Annotated in this window: 20 protein-coding genes and 1 pseudogene; 6 read left to right on the plus strand and 15 right to left on the minus strand. The window is 75.3% G+C overall.

Annotated features, from left to right (window positions below):
• Together F8274_RS20025 and ligA are read right to left on the minus strand one after the other, a co-directional pair.
• Nucleotides 1-1,581, minus strand: a 1,581-nt coding sequence (locus F8274_RS20025) for a GGDEF domain-containing protein (protein WP_151463904.1), incomplete at its 3' end; no start/stop codon positions are given.
• A 150-nt stretch (nucleotides 1,582-1,731) separates the two neighbouring features.
• Complete coding sequence (gene ligA / locus F8274_RS20030) at nucleotides 1,732-3,867, minus strand: NAD-dependent DNA ligase LigA (RefSeq protein WP_151463905.1); 2,136 nt, start codon at nucleotides 3,865-3,867, stop codon at nucleotides 1,732-1,734.
• Nucleotides 3,868-4,143: 276 nt separating this feature from the next.
• On the opposite strand from ligA, the gene F8274_RS20035 reads away from it, so the two are divergent.
• Nucleotides 4,144-4,884, plus strand: coding sequence for a type II toxin-antitoxin system PemK/MazF family toxin (locus F8274_RS20035; RefSeq protein ID WP_151463906.1), 741 nt, complete (start codon nucleotides 4,144-4,146; stop codon nucleotides 4,882-4,884).
• Nucleotides 4,885-5,016: 132 nt separating this feature from the next.
• On the opposite strand, the gene F8274_RS20040 is transcribed toward F8274_RS20035, so the two are convergent.
• The 6 genes and pseudogenes from F8274_RS20040 to F8274_RS32020 all read right to left on the minus strand — a co-directional run.
• Entirely contained in the window at nucleotides 5,017-6,030 is a 1,014-nt protein-coding gene (locus F8274_RS20040) for an ADP-ribosylglycohydrolase family protein (RefSeq protein WP_151463907.1), read from the minus strand.
• Between the two features lie 32 nt (nucleotides 6,031-6,062).
• Nucleotides 6,063-6,431: a VOC family protein gene (locus F8274_RS20045; protein ID WP_192579901.1), complete on the minus strand. Its 369-nt coding sequence runs from the start codon at nucleotides 6,429-6,431 to the stop codon at nucleotides 6,063-6,065.
• A 36-nt stretch (nucleotides 6,432-6,467) separates the two neighbouring features.
• Nucleotides 6,468-7,472 carry a methionine synthase gene (locus F8274_RS20050; protein ID WP_151463909.1) on the minus strand — a complete coding sequence of 335 codons (1,005 nt, stop codon included), beginning with the start codon at nucleotides 7,470-7,472 and terminating at the stop codon, nucleotides 6,468-6,470.
• A 30-nt stretch (nucleotides 7,473-7,502) separates the two neighbouring features.
• The gene (mnmA, locus tag F8274_RS20055) at nucleotides 7,503-8,576 is read right to left on the minus strand and encodes a tRNA 2-thiouridine(34) synthase MnmA (protein WP_151463910.1); all 1,074 of its coding nucleotides are present in this window, start codon (nucleotides 8,574-8,576) and stop codon (nucleotides 7,503-7,505) included.
• Nucleotides 8,577-8,613: 37 nt separating this feature from the next.
• On the minus strand, nucleotides 8,614-9,789 hold the full coding sequence (locus F8274_RS20060; RefSeq protein WP_151463911.1) for a cysteine desulfurase family protein: 1,176 nt from the start codon (nucleotides 9,787-9,789) through the stop codon (nucleotides 8,614-8,616).
• Nucleotides 9,790-9,876: 87 nt separating this feature from the next.
• Nucleotides 9,877-9,978: pseudogene (locus F8274_RS32020) on the minus strand (sortase); the annotation flags it as partial.
• A 165-nt stretch (nucleotides 9,979-10,143) separates the two neighbouring features.
• Here F8274_RS32020 and F8274_RS20070 point away from each other — a divergent pair.
• On the plus strand, nucleotides 10,144-10,578 hold the full coding sequence (locus F8274_RS20070; RefSeq protein ID WP_225853878.1) for an anti-sigma factor: 435 nt from the start codon (nucleotides 10,144-10,146) through the stop codon (nucleotides 10,576-10,578).
• 119 nt (nucleotides 10,579-10,697) lie between these two features.
• Here the strand turns inward: F8274_RS20070 and F8274_RS20075 are convergent, their stop codons facing one another.
• From F8274_RS20075 to F8274_RS20090, 4 genes are all read right to left on the minus strand, one after another.
• Nucleotides 10,698-11,657: an electron transfer flavoprotein subunit alpha/FixB family protein gene (locus F8274_RS20075; RefSeq protein ID WP_151463913.1), complete on the minus strand. Its 960-nt coding sequence runs from the start codon at nucleotides 11,655-11,657 to the stop codon at nucleotides 10,698-10,700.
• Between the two features lie 11 nt (nucleotides 11,658-11,668).
• Nucleotides 11,669-12,448 (minus strand): electron transfer flavoprotein subunit beta/FixA family protein, encoded by a 780-nt coding sequence (locus F8274_RS20080; RefSeq protein ID WP_151463914.1) that lies wholly within the window; start codon nucleotides 12,446-12,448, stop codon nucleotides 11,669-11,671.
• Between the two features lie 390 nt (nucleotides 12,449-12,838).
• Nucleotides 12,839-13,243, minus strand: coding sequence for a hypothetical protein (locus F8274_RS20085; protein ID WP_151463915.1), 405 nt, complete (start codon nucleotides 13,241-13,243; stop codon nucleotides 12,839-12,841).
• A 2-nt stretch (nucleotides 13,244-13,245) separates the two neighbouring features.
• Nucleotides 13,246-14,043, minus strand: a complete 798-nt coding sequence (locus F8274_RS20090; RefSeq protein WP_151463916.1) for a GNAT family N-acetyltransferase — start codon at nucleotides 14,041-14,043, stop codon at nucleotides 13,246-13,248.
• A gap of 41 nt (nucleotides 14,044-14,084) precedes the next feature.
• Here F8274_RS20090 and F8274_RS20095 point away from each other — a divergent pair, with 41 nt between their 5' ends.
• The 4 genes from F8274_RS20095 to F8274_RS32475 are packed head-to-tail and all read left to right on the plus strand — an operon-like array spanning nucleotide 14,085 to nucleotide 18,529.
• On the plus strand, nucleotides 14,085-14,471 hold the full coding sequence (locus tag F8274_RS20095) for a YidH family protein (RefSeq protein WP_151463917.1): 387 nt from the start codon (nucleotides 14,085-14,087) through the stop codon (nucleotides 14,469-14,471).
• Complete coding sequence (locus tag F8274_RS20100; protein ID WP_151463918.1) at nucleotides 14,468-14,767, plus strand: DUF202 domain-containing protein; 300 nt, start codon at nucleotides 14,468-14,470, stop codon at nucleotides 14,765-14,767. Before F8274_RS20095 ends, F8274_RS20100 begins: the two co-directional genes overlap by 4 nt.
• Nucleotides 14,768-14,795: 28 nt before the next feature.
• The gene (locus F8274_RS20105; protein ID WP_151463919.1) at nucleotides 14,796-15,203 is read left to right on the plus strand and encodes a PLD nuclease N-terminal domain-containing protein; all 408 of its coding nucleotides are present in this window, start codon (nucleotides 14,796-14,798) and stop codon (nucleotides 15,201-15,203) included.
• Between the two features lie 38 nt (nucleotides 15,204-15,241).
• Nucleotides 15,242-18,529: a BTAD domain-containing putative transcriptional regulator gene (locus tag F8274_RS32475; protein ID WP_151463920.1), complete on the plus strand. Its 3,288-nt coding sequence runs from the start codon at nucleotides 15,242-15,244 to the stop codon at nucleotides 18,527-18,529.
• On the opposite strand, the gene F8274_RS20115 is transcribed toward F8274_RS32475, so the two are convergent.
• The 3 genes from F8274_RS20115 to F8274_RS20125 all read right to left on the minus strand — a co-directional run.
• Nucleotides 18,513-19,325 carry an ABC transporter permease gene (locus F8274_RS20115; protein WP_151463921.1) on the minus strand — a complete coding sequence of 271 codons (813 nt, stop codon included), beginning with the start codon at nucleotides 19,323-19,325 and terminating at the stop codon, nucleotides 18,513-18,515. The two genes, F8274_RS32475 and F8274_RS20115, sit on opposite strands and share 17 nt — an antisense overlap.
• Nucleotides 19,322-20,287, minus strand: a complete 966-nt coding sequence (locus tag F8274_RS20120) for an ATP-binding cassette domain-containing protein (RefSeq protein ID WP_151463922.1) — start codon at nucleotides 20,285-20,287, stop codon at nucleotides 19,322-19,324. The genes F8274_RS20115 and F8274_RS20120 overlap by 4 nt, the downstream gene beginning before the upstream one ends.
• Before the next feature lie 155 nt (nucleotides 20,288-20,442).
• A partial coding sequence (locus tag F8274_RS20125) for an acetolactate synthase (RefSeq protein WP_151463923.1) occupies nucleotides 20,443-21,505 on the minus strand: 1,063 nt, incomplete at its 5' end.

The raw sequence follows: 21,505 nt of genomic DNA on the forward strand, positions 1-21,505 counted from the left end.
CCGGTTGATCAGCTCGTCGTCGTGCCGCACCTCGACCCGCTCGCGCCGCCGCAGCCGCCACCGCGCCGGTGGTTCCAGGTCCCGACGCGGCGTAACGCGGGTCCCACCCGAGTTGCCGGAGGACCCGGGTCGCGCCCCGCCGGACCGGCCGCCGTTGCGGGGCAGGGCGTCGCCGCGGGCCGGCCCCGCCGCCGGGGCGGGCAGGCCGGGCGCCGGGGCGAGCGCCGCGCCGTCACCCCCGCGGACGCCGGTCGGCTCCTCGGCCCGGGCCGGCGGCCCGGACTCCAGCACCCGGCGCAGGTCGGCGAGGAGGCTCAACCGCTCGGCGGAGTTGTGGTCGGACTCGGGCGCGTAGACGGCGACGGTGTCGTTGCGGTGCTTCGCGTCGTACATGGCCACGTCGGCGTGGCGCATCAGGGTGGCGAAGTCCTCGCCGTGCTCGGGGAAGAGGGCGATGCCGATGGAACCGCCCACGTCCAGCGGCAGGCCGTCCAGCGGCACCGGCTCGGCGAGCGCCGCCACCACCCGGTCGGCCCGCTCGCGGGCCTGGTCGGTGCCGGTGAGCCCGGGTACGACGATGGCGAACTCGTCGCCGCCGAGCCGCGCCACCAGATCCTCCCCGTCGACCACCTCGATGAGCCGGGCGCTCACCTCGACCAGCAGCCGGTCACCTACGGCGTGCCCGAGCGCGTCGTTGACGTGCTTGAACCGGTCGAGGTCCAGCAGCAGCAGGGCCAGGTGGGCGTCCGGCTCGCCGCGGGCGGCCCGCTCGGCGTGCAGGTGCACCTGCTCGGCGACCTCGGTGAGCAGGGCCTTGCGGTTGGGCAGCCCGGTGAGCGGGTCGAGGTCGGCGAGCTGCTCCCGCTCAGCGGAGAGCCGGGCCATCCGGTAGACCGCGAACAGCGGCACCAGCACCAGCGGGATCAGCGCGGCGCTGGCCCGGGCGGCGGCCACCAGCACCGGGGCGAGCAGCAGCAGCGAGCCGGTGGAGAGCAGCTCATAGGCCAGGCCCTGCCGGACACTGGGCCACCAGCGGTCGCCGAACCGGAGCCGGATCGCGCAGCTGACCAGGCCGTAGTTGACGACGAACCAGGTCGCCGTGGCGCCACCGACCGCGGCCACGTCGGTCCAGTGCAGCCGGCCGCCGCCGAAGAGCTCGCCCGGGCCGAGCCGGGTGACCGCGTACGCGGCGGCCAGCGCGCACGCGTACTGGGCGCCGTTGAAGGCGGTGCGCCAGCCGGCGTAGCCGAGCCGCCAGCCGGAGACGGCCACCGCCACGGCCTGCACGGCGACGGCCGGGCCGAGCCCCCAGCCGAGCAGGATGGCGAACGTGAAGCAGGTCGACGGGAAGACCGCCGAGGTCTGGCGTCGGCCGGGCGGCACGAACGGCCGGGCGTCGCAGGCGACGGCGAGCGCCGCCATGGTCCAGAAGGCGGCCGGCAGGTGGGGCAGCTCGTCGGGGAGCGCGGCCAGCGGGCCGGCCGAGACGAGCAGGGCCAGGATGCCGACCACGGTGACGAAGCCGAAGAACGGCCCGGTCCGCCCGGGCGGGACGGAGTTTCGCGGGTCGCCGGTCTCCATCGCACCTCCCGGGGTCGGCCCTGGCACGCGCCGTCACGCGCCGTACGCCAATGAAACGCCCTCGGTGCCGGTTTCCCCGACACGACAGTCACGAATCGGTCGTAGTCGTAATTAAGTTGGAATGCGCGGCGGGGGCGCCGCCAGGGCGGGTCAGCCCTCGATGCGGGCCGCCTCGCGGGCCGCGTCGGGGCCGGACTCCAGCAGCACCCGGAAGCCGTCCTCGTCGAGGATCGGCAGCTTGAGGTCGGCGGCCTTGTCGGCCTTGGACCCGGGGTTGTCGCCGACCACCACGAAGCCGGTCTTCTTGGAGACCGAGCCGGTGACCTTGCCGCCCCGGCTCTGGATCGCCTCGGACGCCTGGTCGCGGCTGAACCCGGCCAGCGTGCCGGTGACCACCACGGTCACCCCTTCGAGCGGGCGCGGGCCCTCCTCGCCGGCCTCCTCGGCCATCCGCACGCCGGACTCGGCCCACTTGCGCACCACCTCGCGGTGCCAGTCGACGGCGAACCACTCCTTGATGCTGGCCGCGATGGTCGGGCCGACCCCGTCCACCGAGGACAGCTCCTCCTCGCTCGCCGCGTCGATCGCCTCGACCGAGCGGAAGTGCCGGGCGAGCGCCTGCGCCGCGGTCGGGCCGACGTGCCGGACGGAGAGCGCGACGAGCACCCGCCACAGCTCCCGCTCCTTGGCCACGGCCAGGTTGTCGAGCAGCTTCGTGGCGTTGCTGCCGAGGGTGCCGTCCTTGTTGACGAAGAAGGGCGAGCGGGAGAGCTGATCGGCGTCGAGCGCGAACAGGTCGCCCTCGTCGTGGATGATCCCGGCGTCGAGCAGCGCGGCGGCGCCCTTGTAGCCGAGCACCTCGATGTCGAAGGCGCCCCGGCCGGCCAGGTGGAAGACCCGCTCCCGGAGCTGCGCCGGGCAGCTGCGCGAGTTGGGGCAGCGGATGTCGACGTCGCCCTCCTTGGCGGGCGCGAGCGGGGTGCCGCAGGCCGGGCAGGCGGTGGGCATGACGAACGGGCGGGCGTCGGCGGGGCGCAGGTCGACCACCGGGCCGAGCACCTCGGGGATGACGTCGCCGGCCTTGCGCAGCACCACCGTGTCGCCGATGAGCACGCCCTTGCGCTCGACCTCCCGGGCGTTGTGCAGGGTGGCCAGGGCGACCGTGGAGCCGGCCACCCGGACCGGTTCGAGGACGGCGAACGGGGTGACCCGGCCGGTGCGCCCGACGTTGACGTCGATGTCGAGCAGCTTGGTGGTGACCTCCTCCGGCGGGTACTTGAAGGCGATGGCCCAGCGCGGCGCGCGGCTGGTCGAGCCCAGCCGCCCCTGGATCGACACCGGGTCGACCTTGACCACCACGCCGTCGATCTCGTGCTCGACGTCGTGCCGGTGCTCGGCGTAGTAGGCGATGTATTCCGCCACCCCGGCCAGGTCGGGCACCACCCGCCAGCGGTCGCTGGTCGGCAGCCCCCACGCCCGGAGGGCCGCGTAGGACTCCGACTGCGCGGCCGGCTGGAAGCCCCGGCGGGCGCCGATGCCGTGCACCACGAGGCGCAGCGGCCGGGAGGCGGTGATCCGCGGGTCCTTCTGGCGCAGGCTGCCGGCGGCCGCGTTGCGCGGGTTGGCGAACGGCGCCTTGCCCTGCTCGACCAGGCCGGCGTTGAGGTCGGCGAAGGCGGCCACCGGGAAGTAGATCTCGCCGCGCACCTCGAGGAACTCGGGCACGTCGGGGAAGTCGTCGGAGGGGGTCAGCCGGGCCGGCACGTCGCGGATGCTGCGGACGTTGGCGGTGACGTCCTCACCGGTGCGCCCGTCGCCCCGGGTCGCGGCCCGGACCAGCCGCCCCTTCTCGTAGGTCAGGTTGATGGCCAGGCCGTCGACCTTCAGCTCGCAGAGGTAGGGCACCGGGCCGCCCGCGTCCCGCTCGACCCGCTCGGCCCAGGCGGCCAGCTCCTCGTCGGCGAAGGCGTTGTCGAGCGAGAGCATCCGCTCGGCGTGGGTGACCGGGGTGAAGTCGGTGGAGAAGGTGCCGCCGACGCGCTGGGTCGGCGAGTCGGGGGTGCGCAGGGCCGGATATTGCTCCTCCAGCGCCTCCAGCTCGCGGAGCTGCTTGTCGAACTCGGCGTCGGAGACGGTCGGCGCGTCCAGCACGTAGTAGCGGTACTGGTGCTCGGTGAGCTCCTGGCTCAGGGTGGCGTGCCGCTCCCGCGCCTCCGGGGTCGGCTCGGCGCCGGCCGCCGCCTCCTGCGCGGGGCTGACCGCCTGGGGAATCGCTTCTTCGGACACCCTGCCGCCTTCGGACACCGTCGTCGACCTCCCGTGATCGTGCTACCCCCGCACCGTAGCGGGCGGGCCCGACAACCGCCCCCACCCCGTCGTTCCGTTCCCCGTCGATCATGGGATTGGCAGCGCCGAAGCGAACATTCCACTCCGCCAACCCCCTGATCGACCAGCGGTTCCCGGGTCGGGGCCGGCGTCCGTGGTGCGGGGCGACGGGGTGGCCGGCGTGCGAGGATCGCCGGGCGGTGGTGGGCCGGCACGGGCGAGAGGCGGGGGGTACGGATGCGCGACGGGCTGCTCTGGGCGGCGGTGATCGTGGCGTGTGTCGCGGCCGGCTGGCTGTGGGGCGAATGGCGACGCCGGGCCGCGAACCGATCCGCCGAGGCGGGTCGGAGTGAGGGGCGCCGGGACGGGCGGACGGACGCGGCGGACGACCGCTCCGGGACGGCGGCCCATCAGGGCGGCGGTGCGCGGGCCGAGCGCCGTGGTTCCCGGCCCGGCGGTCGGCCTGGCGGCGCTCGACCGGGCGGCGACCCGCCGCGCGGGCGGACCGGCGGCGACCCGCCGCGCGGGCGGACCGGCGGCGACCCGCCGCGCGGGCGGACCGGCGGCGACCCGCCGCGCGGGCAGACGGGCGGCGACCCGCCACGCGGGCGTACCGGCGCGGCACCGCGGCCGCGGGACGCCGGGCAGGGTCCGGCGACCGCACCCCGCCCCGGGGAGATCTGGTGGGCCGACGTGCCCTACGCCGACGGGACCGGCTCGAAGGTGCGCCCCTGCCTGGTGCTGCGGGTCGACGGCCGGGACGCCGAGGTCCTGAAGATCACCAGCCAGGACAAGTCGGACCGGGACGACCACCTGCCGATCCCCACCCGCAGCTGGGACCCGGACGCCGACCACGACAGCTTCCTGGACATCAGCGAGCCCATCCCGCTGCCCGTCACCGCCTTCGAGGACCGCGCCGGCGCCTGCGACCCCGACGTGTGGCGCGGCGTCCGCCGCCTGCCCCACCTGACGACCTGACCCGGCACCGACCACCGCCGCCCGCCCTGCTCCCACCCTGTCGATCATGAAGTTGTTGCCTCACCCGGCGGCGTGTCGTGGCAATAACTTCATGATCAACGCGGCGAGGGCGCAGGGAGGCGCGCGGCCCGGTCAGTCCAGGGGGGCGGTGAGGGCGCGCAGTTGGTCGGCGTACTCGATGCGGGTGGACCAGTCGGCCGGCCAGGCCGACATGCCGTGCGCGGCGCCCACGAAGGCGCCGGCCAGGGCGGCGATCGAGTCCGAGTCTCCGGCCGTGGTGGCGCCGCGGGCCAGCGCGCCGACCGGGTCGTCGGGGTGGCGCAGCGCGCAGAGCAGCGCGGTGGCCAGCGCCTCCTCGGCGATCCAGCCCTCGCCGGTGAGCCGGCACGGGTCGCCGCCGTCGTCGGGGCGGGCCAGCGCCGCGTCGAGCCGGCCGAGCACCCGCAGGCAGTCGTCCCAGCCCCGGGCGATGAACTCCGCCGGCGTCCGCTCGCCCGGGCGCTGCCACAGGTCGCCGAGCCAGTCGTCCCGGTAGACCGTGCGCTGGGCGTGGGCCCGGTCGGTGAGCAGCCCGGGCAGGTCGGGCAGCGCGGCGCCGTCGCGGAGCAGTCGGACCGCGTACGCGGTCAGCTCGCTGGCGGCCAGGCCGGTGGGGTGCCCGTGGGTCAGGCCGGCCTGGAGCTGGGCCAGCCCGGCCAGGGTGTCGAGGTCGACGTCGAGCAGCCCGACCGGGGTGACCCGCATGTTCGCCCCGCAGCCCTTCGAGCCGGCGACCGTCGCCTCCTGCCAGCGGGTGCCCCGGTCCAGCTCGGCGCAGGCGCGCAGGCAGGTCATGCCGGGCGCGCGGTTGTTGTCGGGGCTGACCGCCCAGTCGAGGAAGCGCCGCCGCAGCAACGGCTCCACCGCCTCCGCCGTGAAGGCCGGGGCGTCGTGCAGCGCCCACGCCACGGCAAGCGCCATCTGGGTGTCGTCGGTGACCAGCGCCGGATCGCCGGTCAGCTCCCGGGGGCCGGCCGGGCCGTAGCGGCGGACGATCTCGGCGACGGTGAGGAACTCGGTGGGCTTGCCCAGGGCGTCGCCGTAGGCGAGGCCGAACAGCGAGCCGGACGCGCGGCGCGGGGCGGAGTCGATCACGGTGGCGATCATGCCCCGCCCGCGCAAGCCGGGGGTGGGGCGGATCAGTCCCAGCAGAGGCAGAACGGGTGGCCGGCCGGGTCGGCGTAGACCCGGAAACCCTCCCCCTCGCCGGGCAGCCGGCGCGCACCGAGGGCGAGCGCCGCCTTCTCCGCGGCCTCGATGTCGTCGACCGTGACGTCGAGGTGGAACTGCTGCGGCCGCTCCGGGTCGGGCCATTCGGGGGCACGCAGGTCGAGCGCCTTCTGGAAGGCGAGACGCGGCTGGTGCCCCGGCCGGCCGCCGAGCACCACCCAGTCGTCGCCGTCGGAGTTGTCCTCGATCAGCGGGAGGCCGAGCAGCTCCGCGTAGAAGCCGGCCAGCGCGCGCGGATCAGGGCAGTCGATCACCACGGAACGCAGCTGTCCAATCATGCCGGTCATCCTGCCCCCGGCGTACGACAGGAAACCTCACTCCTCGGCGAGCCGGCGGCCGGCGTCCCGGCAGGCGGCGAGGACCTCCCGCACGTACGCCGGGGTGGCCCCGGCCAGGCCGCAGGCGGGGGTGACCACCACCTGCTCGGCGAGCCGGCGGCGGGGGAAGCCGAGCTGGTCCCAGACCCGGCGTACCCGGTCGGCGACCTGGGCCGACGTCGGCGCGCGACCGGCCGGCGGCGGCAGCGCGGGCGCGGCGCCGGCCAGCAGGCCGAACCCGGCGTCGATCGCCTCGCCGAGCGGGTCCAGGTCGGTGACCAGGGCCAGGTCGAGGGCGACGCCGACGGCACCGGCGGTGCGGATGAGGTCCAGCGGCACGTCCGGCGCGCAGCAGTGCACCACCGTCGGCACGCCGGCCGCCTCGATGACGCCGCGCAGCAGCGTGCGGGCCACCTCGGACTCGACGGCCCGGTGGGTGCCGAACCCGCTCTCGGTGGGCACCCGGCCGGCCAGTGCCGCGGGCAGCGACGGCTCGTCGAGCTGGAGCAGCACCGAGGCGTGGGGCAGCCGCCGGGCCACCGCCGCCACGTGCCCGCGCAGGCCCTCGCCGAGCGAGCCGGCGAGGTCCCGGACCGCGCCGGGGTCGCGCAGCAGCCGGCCGCCGATCGGCAGCTCCAGCGAGGCGGCCAGGGTGAAGGGGCCGGCGGCCTGGACCTTGACCGGGCCGGCGTAGTCCTCGGCCTGCTCGGCGAGCTGGTCGAGGTCGCGTTCCATCAGGTCACGGGCGCGGCGCAGGTCCTTGCCGGGACGCGGGGCGATCCGCCAGCGGGCCGCGTACAGCTCGACCGGCAGCTCGACGAGGAGCCCGCCGGTGCGGCCGATCAGGTCGGCGCCGGGGCCGCGGGCGGGCAGCTCGGGCAGGTGCGGCAGGTCGGGCAGCTCACCGAGCACGATGCGCTGCGCCTCGGCGACGTCGGTGCCGGGCAACGACCCGATCCCCGTCGCCGTCCCCACTCCCCACGGCCAGGTCGTCTCACTCACCGCCGCAGCCTATCCACCCCTCGGGGGATGTCAGCCGGTGATGGTGGCCGAGCCGAGCACGACGTCACCCGCCGGGTCCGGGCGGTACGCGACGATCGCCTGGCCGGCGGCCACCCCGCGGACCGGGCGGCGCAGGTCGGCGTGCAGCCCGTCGGCGTCCAGCGACACGGTCGCCGGCACCACGTCGCCGTGCGCCCGGAGCTGCACCTCGCACTCGATGGGCCCGTCGGGGCGCGCGCCACCGGTCCAGACCGGGCGGGCGGCGCGGACCTCGGCGACCTCCAGGGCCTCGGCGGGGCCGACGGTGACCGTGTTGGTCTTCGGGGTGATGGAGAGCACGTAGCGCGGGCGGCCGTCCGGCGCGGGCCGGTCCAGGTGCAGGCCGCGTCGCTGCCCGACGGTGTACTGGTAGGCGCCGGTGTGGCTGCCGACCACCGCGCCGGTGAGCGCGTCCACCACCTCGCCGGGCGCCTCGCCGAGCCGCTGGGACAGGAAGCCCCGGGTGTCGCCGTCGGCGATGAAGCAGATGTCGTGCGAGTCCGGCTTGTCGGCCACCGCGAGACCGCGCCGGGCGGCCTCCGCGCGCACCTCCGCCTTGGTCGAGTCGCCCAGCGGGAAGATCGACCGGTCGAGCTGCGCCCGGGTCAGCACCGCGAGGACGTACGACTGGTCCTTGGCGGCGTCGACGCTGCGGCGCAGCAGGCCGTCGGGACCGAGCCGGGCGTGGTGGCCGGTGACCACCGCGTCGAAGCCCAGGGCCACGGCCCGGTCCAGCACCGCCGCGAACTTGATCTTCTCGTTGCAGCGCAGGCACGGGTTCGGGGTACGGCCGGCCGCGTACTCGGCGACGAAGTCGTCCACCACGTCCTCGTGGAACCGGTCGGCCATGTCCCAGACGTAGAACGGGATGCCGAGCACGTCGGCGGCGCGGCGGGCGTCCCGGGAGTCCTCCAGGGTGCAGCAGCCCCGGGCGCCGGTGCGGTAGGTCTGCGGGTTGCGGGCCAGCGCCAGGTGCACACCGGTCACGTCGTGCCCGGCCTCGACCGCGCGCGCCGCCGCCACGGCGGAGTCCACCCCGCCCGACATCGCCGCCAGAACCCTCACCAGCTCACTCCCCTCGTCATCACCGAGGGTATCCGGGTCAGCGGGGAGTGCGGAGGGCGGCCGCGCGACGGGCCCGCTCCACGGCCGCCGGCAGCGCGGCGATCAGCGCGTCGACGTCCGCCCTGGTGCTCGTGTGGCCGAGGGTGAAGCGCAGCGACGAGCGGGCCCGGTCGTCGTCGGCGCCCATGGCCAGCAGCACGTGCGAGGGCTGGGCCACCCCGGCGGAGCAGGCCGAGCCGGTCGAGCAGGCGATGCCCTGGGCGTCGAGGAGCAGCAGCAGCGCGTCCCCCTCGCAGCCCGGGAACGAGAAGTGCGCGTTGCCGGGGAGCCGGTCGGTCGGGTCGCCGTTGAAGACCACCTCGGGGACCGCCTGCCGGACCCGCTCGACCAGGTCGTCGCGGAGCGCGGCGACGCGGGCGGCGTACTCCTGCTGGCCCTTCACGGCGGCCTCGACGGCGACCGCGAAGGCGACGATGCCGGCGGTGTCGAGGGTGCCGGAGCGGACGTCACGCTCCTGGCCGCCGCCGTGCAGCAGCGGGGTGGCGGCCACGTCGCGGGCCAGCAGCAGGGCGCCGACGCCGGTCGGGCCGCCCAGCTTGTGGCCGGTGACGGTGAGCGCGGCCACGCCGCTGGCCGCGAAGTCGACCGGCACCTGGCCGACCGCCTGGATGGCGTCGGTGTGGAACGGCACCCCGTGCTCGGCGGCCACCGCGGCCAGCTCGGCCACCGGCTGCACGGTGCCCACCTCGTTGTTGGCCCACATGGCGGTGACCACCGCCACCCGGTCGCCGTGCGCGGCCAGTTCGGCGCGGAGCCGCTCCGGGTCGAGCCGGCCGGCGGCGTCGACCGGCAGCCAGCCGACCTCGGCGCCCTCGTGCCCGGCCAGCCAGTCCACCGCGTCCAGCACGGCATGATGCTCGACGGCGCTGGACACCACCCGCACGCGCTCGGCGTGGGCGGCGCGGCGGGCCCAGAAGATGCCCTTCACGGCCAGGTTGTCGCTCTCCGTGCCACCCCCGGTGAAGATCACCTCGGACGGGCGGGCGCCGAGCACGGCGGCCACCCGCTCCCGGGACTCCTCCACCCGCCGCCGGGCGCGCCGGCCCGCCGCGTGCAGCGACGACGCGTTGCCCACCTCGCGGGCCGTGGCGACGTACGCCTCGAGTGCCTCGTCGAGCATCGGGGTCGTCGCCGCGTGATCCAGGTATGCCATCACCGCTCAGCCTAACGGCCGACCGGCGTGCCGCCGGATGCCGGACCGCCCGTCCCGTACGGGGGCGGGGCCGGGCGGTCCGGACGCTCAGGTGGGCGCCGCGGTGACGACGATGTTGTCCCGGTAGTGGCGGGTCTTCGCGTCGAACGGGCCGCCGCAGGTGATGAGGGCGAGCCGGGGGCTGCCGTTCGGCCGCGGTGTGCCGGACGATCAGCGGCGCCTTCCCGGCGTCCAGCCTGGACACGTCGTTGACGAACGGGGTGATCAGCGGCTTGCCGTCGGCGCTCAAGGGGGCGGCCAGGCTGATGTTCGCCCCGGCCCGGCACCGCCGCGTCGTCGACCGTGAGGATCGCCTTGTCGACCCCCTCGCCGGTCAACGCCGCGGCCGCCGCCCTGATCGGCGTGGTGGGCACCGCCGCCGTGCTGGGCCGTGGTGACGAGCCGGCGCCACAGCCGACGGTGCTGGCCAGCGCGCCGCTGGCCGCGTTCGGGTCGACGCCGAAGGACGCCTCCGGGTCCGCCCGGGTGCTCGGCGACCACCAGTTGCACGTGCACGTGGCGAATCTCCCGAGCGTTCCGGGGTACTACGAGGTCTGGCTGATCGATCCCCAAACGATGCGGATGTTCTCCTTGGGTACCCTGAGCAAGGCGTCGGGAGATGAGGTGCTGCCGATGCCCGCGAACGTGGACCTCCGGACCTACTCGGTGGTCGACGTCTCCGCCGAACAGTTCGACGACAAGCCCGCCCACTCCGGCGACAGTCTGCTGAGGGGCACCCTGACGGGCTGATCGGCGGGCCGGCTCAGCTCCCCGGCCCGCCGATCAGCTCCCTTCCACCGCATGGAAGGGGCCGCGACACAGCGAGCCGCCGCCCGGATCACCGGACGGCGGCTCGTGTCGTGCCGGGGTCACTTGCGCTTGCGGATCTCCTCGGCGGCCTGCGGGACGACCTTGAACAGGTCACCGACCACGCCGAAGTCGGCCAGCTCGAAGATCGGCGCCTCGGCGTCCTTGTTCACCGCGACGATGGTCTTCGAGGTCTGCATGCCGGCCCGGTGCTGGATCGCGCCGGAGATGCCCAGCGCGACGTAGAGCTGCGGGGAGACGGTCTTGCCGGTCTGGCCCACCTGGAACTGGTGGGGGTAGAAGCCGGAGTCGACCGCGGCCCGGGACGCGCCGACCGCGCCGCCGAGCAGGTCGGCCAGCTCCTCGACCAGCTTGAAGTTGTCGGCGTTGCCGACGCCGCGACCGCCGGAGACGACGACCGACGCCTCGGTGAGCTCCGGGCGGGAGCCCTTCTGCTCGGCGACCCGCTCGACGACCTTGGCCAGCTTGTCCGCGTCGGAGACCGACACGGTGAGCTGCTCGACCGCCGGGGTGGCCGCGGCCGGCGCCGGGTTGAGCGAGTTGGGCCGGACGGTGACCAGCGGCAGGCCCTTGGTGACCTTGGACTTGACGATTGTGGAGCCGGCGAAGGCGACCTGGGTGGCGGTGCCGTCGGCGGCCAGGCCCACCACGTCGGTCAGGATGCCGTTCTCCAGCTTGACGGCCAGGCGGGCGGCGATCTCCTTGCCCTCCTGGGAGGAGGCGAGCAGAACGGCGGCCGGCTGCACCCGCCCGACCAGCTCGGCCAGCACGGTGGCCTTCGGGGCCACCAGGTAGCCGTCGATCTCCTCGCCCTCGGCGGCGTAGATCTTCTCCGCGCCGTACTCGCCCAGCTTGGCGCTCAGCGCCTCGGCGGCGCCGGCGCCACCGAGCACGACCGCGCTCGGGGTGCCCAGCTCGCGGGCGAGGGTGAGCATCTCCAGGGTGACCTTCTTGACGCCGAATTCCTTGGTGGCTTCGACGACGACGAGAACCTCAGACATGTCCAGACCTCTCACACGAACTTCTCGGTGGCGAGGAACTCGACCAGCTTCACGCCGCCCTCGCCCTCGTCGGTGATCTTCGCGCCGCCGGAACGCGGCGGGCGCTTGGTGTGTTCGAGCACGGCGCTGGTGGCGCCGTCGAAGCCCACCTCGGAGGGAGCGACGCCCAGGTCACCGAGGGACAGCGTCTGCACCGGCTTCTTCTTGGCGGCCATGATGCCCTTGAAGGAGGGGTAGCGCGGCTCGTTGATGGTGTCCCAGACGGAGACGACGGCCGGGGTCGAGGCGGTGACCACCTCGTAGCCCTCCTCGGTCTGCCGCTCGACGGTCAGGGTGCCGCCGTCGACGGTGAGCTTGCGCGCGCCGGTCAGGGCGGCCACGCCCAGCCGCTCGGCGATCATGTGCGGCATGACCTGGACCCGGCCGTCGGTCGACTCGGCGCCGCAGATGACCAGGTCGGCGTTGAGCTGCCCCAGGGCGGCGGCGAGCACCTTCGAGGTGGTCACGGCGCAGGACCCGTGCAGGGCGTCGTCCACCACGTGCACGGCCTTGTCCGGCCCCATGGAGAGCGCCTTGCGGATCGACTCGGTCGCCCGGTCCGGACCCATGGTCAGGATGGTGACCTCGCCGCCGTGCGCCTCCTTGATCTTCAACGCCTCTTCGATGGCGTACTCGTCCATCTCGTTGATGACGTTGTTCGCCGAACCGCGGTCGACGGTGTTGTCGTCAGGACGCAGGTTGCGGTCCGCGCCCGAATCGGGCACCTGCTTGACGAGTACGACGATGTTCATCGCGCTTCGACGACCCTCCTGTTTGGTGTAGCGATCACTCGCCCGGTCACGGGCGCAGCCTCGCGCGTGACTTAACGTTCGGTCAACCGCGCGGAGCTGTGCAGTTGCCCACGGCGGTTATGTTACCCGCAAGTAGCATCCGCTCCCCGGTGCCTCAGAGTGACACAGCTCACCGGGCTCCGTCGCGGCGGGTAAGCTCCCGAAACAGGGAGGTGACGGATATGCCGGAAAAGAACGTTTCGGCGGGACGGCGGGACGCGGCGGACGGCCCCCGGACCGCCCGCCGAGCCTGCCGCCGCATGCTCCCGGAGACCTACCGTTGCGCCTGCGGCCGCGTCCGCGACCGCTGCGTGCGGGCCAGCGTGCGGGCGCTCTGGTCCGCCGAGCCGATCACGCCGGCTCGGCCAGCGCATGCCTGATCTTGTCGATCACCGCCGCCTCGGCCGGCGTCACACCCCGGTGGGCCTGCGCCACCCGGTCCGCGGCGGCCAGCACCACCGACCGGTACGCCTCGACGTCCCCCGGTGACTTGGTCCGCAGGATCTCCACGGCCCGGCCCAGCGCCGGCAGCACGGTCGCCTCGATCTCCAGCGCCGAGTCCCGGGGCAACTGCGGCAGCGGACCCGTGGTGAGCGCCTCCTTGACCACCCCGCTGGCGTCCGCGAGGGCGCCGGAGGCGGCCATGCTCTCCCGCACCATGGCGAGCATCCCGGGCACCGCGTTGGAGACCAGGAAGACGGCCCCGAAGGCTCCCGTCTTGAGGGTGAGCTGCTCGTCCGCCGTCAACCGCTCCATGATCACGGAGTGTAGACGTACGGGGTGGTCGTGGTGACCGCAACGAGACCGAGCCGCTCCAGGATCGGCCGGCTGTCCGGCGAGCAGTCCACCTGCACGAGGGTCTTGCCGCGCTGCTCGGCCAGCCGCGCCCGGTACGCCACCAGCGCCCGGTAGACGCCCTTGCGCCGCCACTCCGGCAGCGTCGAGCCGCCCCACAGTGTGGCGAAGCCGGTGCCCCGCAGGTAGCGCACCCAACCGGCGCTGACCACGGTGTCGCCCGCCTCGGCCACCACGATCGTGATGGACTGCGGGTCGGCCTCGATCTCCCGGGCCAGCCCGGTCACCAGGTGACTCCGGTCCTCCTGCCAGACCGCCTGTTCCATGGCGGCGATCCGCTCCAGGTCCTCGTGGCTGGTGACCTCGCGCAGGCGTACCCCCTCGGGCGGCGTCGGGACGGCGGCCGCCAGGGCCGCGACCGGGCCGACCACGACGGTCTCCAGCTCCTCCGGCACGAAGCCGGCGGCGCGCAGCCGGTCGCCCAGGTCGGCCGGCTCGTCGTGCCCGGTGAGCTTCCACTCGACCGACTCGCCCCGGGCGCGGAAGAACTCCACCTGCCGGGCGATCAGCGCGTCCAGCTCGGCGCCGGCCAGCCCGTCCAGGGTGCGGTAGGTGAGAAAGCCGCCCCGGTCCAGGTTGAGGACGCGGAACAGCGGACCGTCCCGGTCGATGGTCACCCCGGCCGGCACCGGGTCCGGAAGCTCGGGGCGGATCTGGGTGTCGTAGGCGTCGCGCAGGCTCCGCGCGTCAAGATCGGTCATCCCTTCAGGCTAGGCACCGGGCAAAGCGGATAATCGACGTCGTGTGGGAGGCGATCAGGGGCTGGTTCGACCCGCGTGAGCTGCGGTCGGTCGGCAGCAGGCCGGACTACCGCTTCTCGCTGGCCAACGAGCGGACCTTCCTGGCCTGGCTCCGCACCGGGCTCGCGTTGATCGCCGGCGGGCTGGCCGCCGCGCAGTTCCTCCCCCGGCTCCCCCTGGCCCACCTGCGCGAGGTGATCGCCGTCGCGCTGCTGCTGCTCGGCGCCACGGTCGCGGTCCGGGCGGTGGACCACTGGGCGCGCACCGAGCGGGCCATCCGGTTGGACGAGGAGCTGCCCGCGTCCCGCTTCCCGGCCGTCCTGGCCCTCGTGGTCGCGCTCGGCGCGCTGCTGCTCGTGGTCGCCGTGCTGGTCCGGGGCCTCGGGTGAGGCGGGACCCGGGGCTGCAACCGGAACGCACCCGGCTGGCCTGGCGGCGGACGCTGCTCGCGGTCACCGTGATCCTGGTGCTGGAACTCCGGCTGGCGTTCACCGGGCGCAGGGTCGACGCGCTGCTGGCCGGGCTGGCCGTGGTCACCTGGCTGGGCGTCCTGCTGGTCGACTGGCGTCGGGCCACCGGCGCCGGGCCACGGCGGCCGGAGCGCTGGTCGATCCCGCTCACCGCGCTGGCCGCGGCCGGGCTGGCGGCGCTGGGGGTGGTGCACGTCCTGCGCGGGCTGCGCTGACCGTCCCCGGTGCGCCATGATGTCGGGCATGGTTCGCCTCTACGGGCTGCTCTTCCTGGCCCAGCTCGTGCTTGCCGTCTGCGCCCTGATCAGCTGCCTCTCCGCCGAGGAGGGCGAGATCCGCGCGCTGCCCCGGGTCGCCTGGGTGCTGATCATCCTGTTCTTCCCGCTGGTCGGCTCCATCGCCTGGTTCGTGGCCGGCCGGGAGGCCGGCGCCCGGCGGACGCGGACCGCCTGGCCCGTGGGCAACGGCTTCTCCGAGCAGCACCGCCCCCGGCCGGTCGCGCCGGACGACGACCCCGAGTTCCTCTCGTCGCTCGCCGAGCGCAAACGGGCCGACGACCAGGAACGCCTCCGCCGCTGGGAGGAGGACCTGCGCCGGCGTGAGGAAGAGCTGCGCCGGGGGCAGGACGACCGGGACCGGCCGGAGGTCTGAGCGCCGCCGCCCGGCGCCGGGCGGGCACAATCGACGCCGTGCGGATCAGCCTGCTCGGCCCCCTGGAGCTGCGCACCGACACCGGCACGCCGGTGGAGGTGGGCGGCGCCCGGCTGCGCCGGCTGCTGATCCTGCTGGCCCTGGAGCCGGGTCGCACCGTCACCGTGGGCCGGCTCACCGACGCGCTCTGGGCAGGTGAGCCGCCGGCCGGGGCCGCGAACGCGCTCCAGGCCCTGGTGTCGCGGCTCCGCCGGGCCGGGCTGCCCGTCGAGGCGCAACCCGGCGGCTACCGGCTCGCCGTCGCCCCGGACGACGTGGACGCGCACCGGTTCGAGGCCGGCGTCCGCGCCGGCCGCACCCGGCTCGCCGACGACCCGGCCGAGGGCTGCCGCCGGCTCGCCGAGGCGCTGGCGCTGTGGCGCGGCCCGGCCCTGGCCGACGTGGCCGGCGCCGACTTCGCCCGGGCGCCGGTGGCCCGGCTCACCGAGCTGCGGCTCGCCGCCACGGAAGACCTGACCGAGGCGCGGCTGGACGGGGCCGCGCCGGACGCCCTGCTGCCGCAGCTGCGCGAGCTGGTCGCCGCCCACCCGCTGCGGGAGCGGCTCACCGGGCTGCTGATCCGGGCGCTGCACCGGGCCGGCCATCCGGCCGAGGCCCTCGCCGAGTACGAACGGCTGCGCGCCACCCTCGCCGACACCCTCGGCGCCGACCCGGGCCCCGAGCTGGCGGCCCTGCACCTGGAGGTCCTGCGCGGCGAGCCGGCGGTCGGCCCCGGTCGCGCCGACGGCCGCGCTCCGACGGACCGGGCCGCGGACCGGGCCGGTGCGGGCGGCGACCGGGCCGCCCGCGGGAACCTGCCCGCCACGCTGACCAGCTTCGTCGGGCGCGAGGAGGAGGTGGCCCGGGTCGCCGGGCTGCTCGACCGGTCTCGCCTGGCCACCCTCACCGGTCCGGGCGGGGCCGGCAAGACCCGGCTGGCGGTCGAGTCGGGCCGGGCGGTGGCCGGCCGCTTCCCGGACGGGGTGTGGCTCGTGCCGCTCGCCCCGGTCACCGACCCGGCCGAGGTGCCGCAGGCCGCCCTCGCCGCGCTCGGCCTGCGCGAGCAGGCGCTGCTGGCCCGGGCCGGCCGCGGCGCCCCCGAGCCGGCCGATCCGGTGGGGCGGCTGGTCGACGCGCTCGCCGGGCGCACCGTCCTGCTGCTGCTGGACAACTGCGAGCACCTGCTCGACGCGGCGGCCGGCCTCACCGAGCGGCTGCTCACCGCCTGCCCGGGGCTGCGGGTGCTGGCCACCAGCCGGGAGCCGCTGGGCATCACCGGTGAGGCGCTGCGGCCGGTCGAGTCGCTGGCCCTGCCCCCGGCCGACGTGGACCCGGCGACCGCGCTGGCGTACCCGGCGGTGCGGCTCTTCGCCGACCGGGCCGGCGCGGTTCGCCCGGACTTCGCGGTGGACGCGGCCACGGTCGGCCCGGTCGTGCGCATCTGCCGGGCGCTGGACGGCATGCCGCTCGCCATCGAACTGGCCGCCGCCCGGCTGCGCGCCATGACCGCGGCGCAGGTGGACACCCGGCTGGACGACCGGTTCCGGCTGCTCACCGGCGGCAGCCGGACGGCCCTGCCCCGGCACCAGACACTGCGCGCCGTGGTCGACTGGAGCTGGGACCTGCTCGGCGACGGCGAGCGGGCGCTCTGGCGGCGGCTGGCCGTCTTCGCCGGCGGCGCCACCCTGGACGCGGTGGAGCGGGTCTGCGCCGCCGTACGACCACTCCAGCTCGGCGCGCCTGCCGCCGCGCCACGACCTGGAGCGGTCGCGGACGTCCTCGACGACATCACCGCCCTGGTGGACAAGTCGCTGGTGGTGGCGGGCGGCACGGCCGAGCCGCGCTACCGGATGCTGGAGACCATCCGCGAGTACGGCCTGGACCGGCTGGCCGAGGCCGGCGAGACGGACGCCGTCCGGCGGGCGCACGCCGCCGAGTACCTGGCGCTGGCCGAGACGGCCGAGCCGGAGCTGCGCGGCGCGGCGCAGCTGGACTGGTTGCGCCGGCTCTCGGCCGACCACGACAACCTGCACGCCGGGCTGCGCCACGCGATCGCCGCCGGCGACGCCCCCACCGCCGTGCGGTACGCCGCCGCGCTGGGCTGGTACTGGTGGCTGACCGGCCAGCGCGCCGAGGGCGCCGACCTGGCCGGCCAGGTGCTCGCGCTGCCCGGGGTGGCCGGGGCGCCGCCCACCGCCACCGCGCTCGCCCTGGCCACCGCCGCGCTGAACCTGATCGCCACCCGCCCCGACAACGTCACGGTCAGCAGCGCGTGGCTGGCCCGGGCCGTCGAGCTGTCCCTCGGGCACGAGCACGAACACCCGCTGCTGCGCCTCACCGCGCCGATCGCGGCGGCCTTCGAGACGAACTTCCAGCCGCCGGCCATGGCCGCCATGGTGACCCTGTTCGACGACCCGGACCCGTGGGTGGCCGGGATCGCCCGGCTGATCCGGGCCCACGCCCTGCTCAACGGGGGCCTGCCGGACTCCGACGCGGAGGCGGACCTGCGGGCCGGGCTCGCGCACTACCGGACGGTCGGCGACCGGTGGGGCATGTCGTTCAGCCTCACCTCGCTGGCCGACCTGCTCGACCGGCGCGGCGAGGCCGCCGAGGCCACGGCGTACCACGAGGAGGCCATGACCTACTTCGAGGCGCTGGGCGTCCGCGAGGACGTGCCGGAGATGCGGCTGCGGCTGGCGCACAACCTGTGGCGGCGCGGCGACCGGCGCCGGGCGTGGGCGGAACTGGACCGGGCGGTGCAGGAGGCCGAGCTCTCCGGGTCGGACGAGACCCGGGCGGCGGTCGCGTACGGCAGGGCGGAACTGCTGCGTGCCGAGGGCGACCGGGCCGGGGCGCGGGCCTGCCTCACGGAGAGCGCCCGGCTGGTGGGCGACCGCGCGATCGCCCCGCAGTGGCGGGCGCTCCACGCCTCCACCCTGGCCGTGCTGGATGCCGGCGACGGTGACCTCGACTCCGCCCGGACCCGGCACGACCAGGCCCTGAAGCTGGCCGTCGGCTCGCAGGACGCCCCCGTGGTCGCGGCCGTGCTGGTCGGGTACGCCGACCTGGCGCTGCGGCTGGACCGGCCGGCCGCCGCCGCCCGGCTGCTCGGTGCGGCCACCGGGATCCGGGGCGGCCCGGACCACACGGTGCTGGACCGCCCCCGGGTGGAGACGGCCGCCCGCGACGCGCTCGGCGAGGCGGGCTTCGCCGAGGCGTACGCGGGCGGGCTGTCCTACCGCTGGGAGACCGCCGCGGAGGCGGTGGCCGTCACACTCGACGCCTGAGCGCCCGGACCGACAGCGGGGCGAACACCAGCAGGATCCCGGCGGCCCAGAGCAGCGACTGCCCCACCGGAGCGGCCACCGGCCCGCCGACCAGCAGCCCGCGCAGCGCGTCGGCCAGGATCGTCACCGGGTTGACCTCCACCCAGTGCTGCAACCAGCTCGGCATCCGGTCGGTCGGCACGAAGACGTTGCTGGTGAAGGTCAGCGGGAAGATCACCATGAAGCCGAAGATCTGCACCTTGTCCGGCTCGCTGACCAGCACACCGACCAGCACCGAGAGCCACGAGGCGGCCAGCGTGAAGACGAGCAGCAGGACCAGCGCGCCGAGCAGCCCGGCCACGCCGTTGCCGAGCCGGAACCCGAGGATCATGCCGACCCCGAGCAGCAGCGCCAGGGACCAGGCCTGCTTGACCGTGTCGGCGACGATCCGGCCGGCCAGCGGCGCCCACCGCGCCACCGGCAGCGCGCGGAGCCGGTCGAAGACGCCCTTGGTGAGGTCCTGGTTGAGACCGAACCCGGTGGTCATGGTGGCGAAGAGGGCGGTCTGCACGATGATGCCGGGCAGCGCGAACTTCAGGTACGTCCCGGGCGAGCCGGAGATCGCCGTGCCGAAGACGTACGTGAACAGCAGCACGAACATGACCGGCTGGACGCTCAGGTCGAGCAGCTCCATCGGGTTGTGCTTGATCTGCACGAGGCTGCGCCAGGCCAGGGTGAGGGTGTGCCGCAGGCCGGCGAGAACTCCCGGCCGGCGGGCCGGCCCGACCGGGGACGCGGTGGCGGTGAGGGTGGTCATGCCGGGCTCCCTTCCAGGGTGGGGGTGGCCTCCTCGGCCCGGTGGCCGGTGAGGGAGAGGAAGACCTCGTCGAGGCTGGAGCCACGCAGGGCCAGCTCGGCCACGCGCACTCCGGCGTCGTCGAGGCGGCGGACGACCGCGGGCAGCACCTCCGGGTCGCTGACGCCGACGGTGACGGTCTGGTGGGCCACCTCCGGGGTGGCCCGGGCCACCTCGCCGGTGACCGCGAGCACCGTGGGCAGGTCGGCCGGGTCCACCGGCCGGACGGCGAGCACCTGCCCGCCCACCTTCGCCTTCAGCTCCTCCGGGGTGCCCTGGGCGATCACCCGGCCGTGGTCGACCACCGCGATCTCGCCGGCGAGCTGGTCGGCCTCCTCCAGGTACTGGGTGGTGAGCAGCACGGTCACCCCGTCGGTGACCAGGGTGCGGACGATGTCCCACAGCTCGTTGCGGCTGCGCGGGTCGAGCCCGGTGGTCGGCTCGTCGAGGAAGAGCACCTGCGGGCGGCCGACCAGGCTGGCGGCCAGGTCGAGGCGGCGGCGCATGCCGCCGGAGTACGTCTTGGCGGCCCGCTCGGCGGCGTCGCTGAGCTGGAAGTCGGCCAGCAGCACCCGGGCGCGGGCCCGGGCGTCGGCCCGGGACAGCCCGAGCAGCCGGCCGATGAGCAGCAGGTTCTCGGTGCCGGTGAGGTTCTCGTCGACCGAGGCGTACTGACCGGTGAGGCCGATCAGCTGGCGCACCCGGTGGGCGTCGCGGCGGACGTCGTAGCCGCCCACGGTGGCGTGCCCCTCGTCGGCGGCGAGCAGGGTGGCCAGCACCCGGACGGCCGTGGTCTTGCCCGCCCCGTTCGGCCCGAGCAGCCCGAACACCGTCCCGGTGGGGACGGCCAGGTCCACCCCGGCCAGCGCGGTGGTGGCGCCGAAGCGGCGCACCAGACCCTCCGCGCGGATCGCGTACGTCATCGTTGCTCCCGTCGTTCTCGCTGGTCACCCCACCTTGAGCGACGGCGCTGACGCTACGGCGACAAGCGCTGACAGACCGCTGATTTTCGCCTCCGGGCGCAACGACGCGACCGCCGTCGCCGGTCACCCGGGCGACGGCGGTCGCGGCGTCGAGGTCAGGCCAGGTTCGACGACCGGGGGTACGCGTCGGACGGGTCAGTCAGCACGTTGACCAGGTACGGCACGCCCGCGTCGAAGGCGCGCGCCAGGGCCGGACCCAGGTCGGCGGCCTTCTCCACCGTCTCGCCCGCGCCGCCGAGCGCCTCGACCACCTTGTCGTAGCGCAGCCCGGGCTGGAGGTCGGCGGCCACGTCGTAGCCGTACATGGCCCGCATCGGGTGCTTCTCCAGGCCCCAGATGCCGTTGTTGCCGACCACGATCACCACGGGGAGCCGCTGGCGGGCCAGGGACTCCACGTCCATCAGCGAGAAGCCGGCCGCGCCGTCGCCCATGAGCACGCAGATCTGCCGGTCGGGGTGGCTGACCCGGGCCCCCATGGCGTAGCCCATCCCGGTGCCCAGGCAGCCGTACGGGCCGGGGTCGAGCCAGGTGCCGGGCTGGGCGGGCTCCAGGTACTTCCCGGCGTACGAGACGAAGTCGCCGCCGTCGCCGATGGTGATCGCGTCGGGGGCGAGCACCTTGCGCAGCTCGCCGTAGACCCGGGCCGGGCGGATCGGGTCGGTCTCGGCGGCCATCTCCTCCGCGTCGCGCGCCCTCGCGGCGTCCTCGGCCGTGCGCAGGTGGGCGATCCAGTCGGCGTGGTCGGCCCGGTCGCCGGGGTGCTCGGCGAACCCGGTGAGGATCAGCCGCAGGTCACCGGCGGGCGCGGCGGCCGGCTGGACGTGCCCGGCGCGCTGGCTGGGCGCGTCCACGACGTGCACCACCTGCGCGTCGCCGAAGTCGCCGAAGCCCAGCCGGAAGTCGAGCGGGGTGCCGACCACCACGACCACGTCGGCGCCCTTGAGGGCGACCCGGCGGGCCTTGGCGAAGGCGAGCGGGTGCTGCGGCGGCAGCGCGCCGCGGCCCATGCCGTTGGTGAACACGGGCACCCGGAGGGACTCGGCGGCGGCCCGCAGCGCCTCGACGGCGTCGCCCGCGTACACGTCGGAGCCGGCGATGAGCACCGGCCGGGAGGCGGCGGCGATCAGGGCGGCGGCCTTCGCGACCTCGTCCGGGTCG

It is taken from the genome of Micromonospora sp. AMSO31t (assembly GCF_008868175.1).
In the GTDB taxonomy this organism is placed as follows: Bacteria; Actinomycetota; Actinomycetes; order Mycobacteriales; family Micromonosporaceae; genus Micromonospora.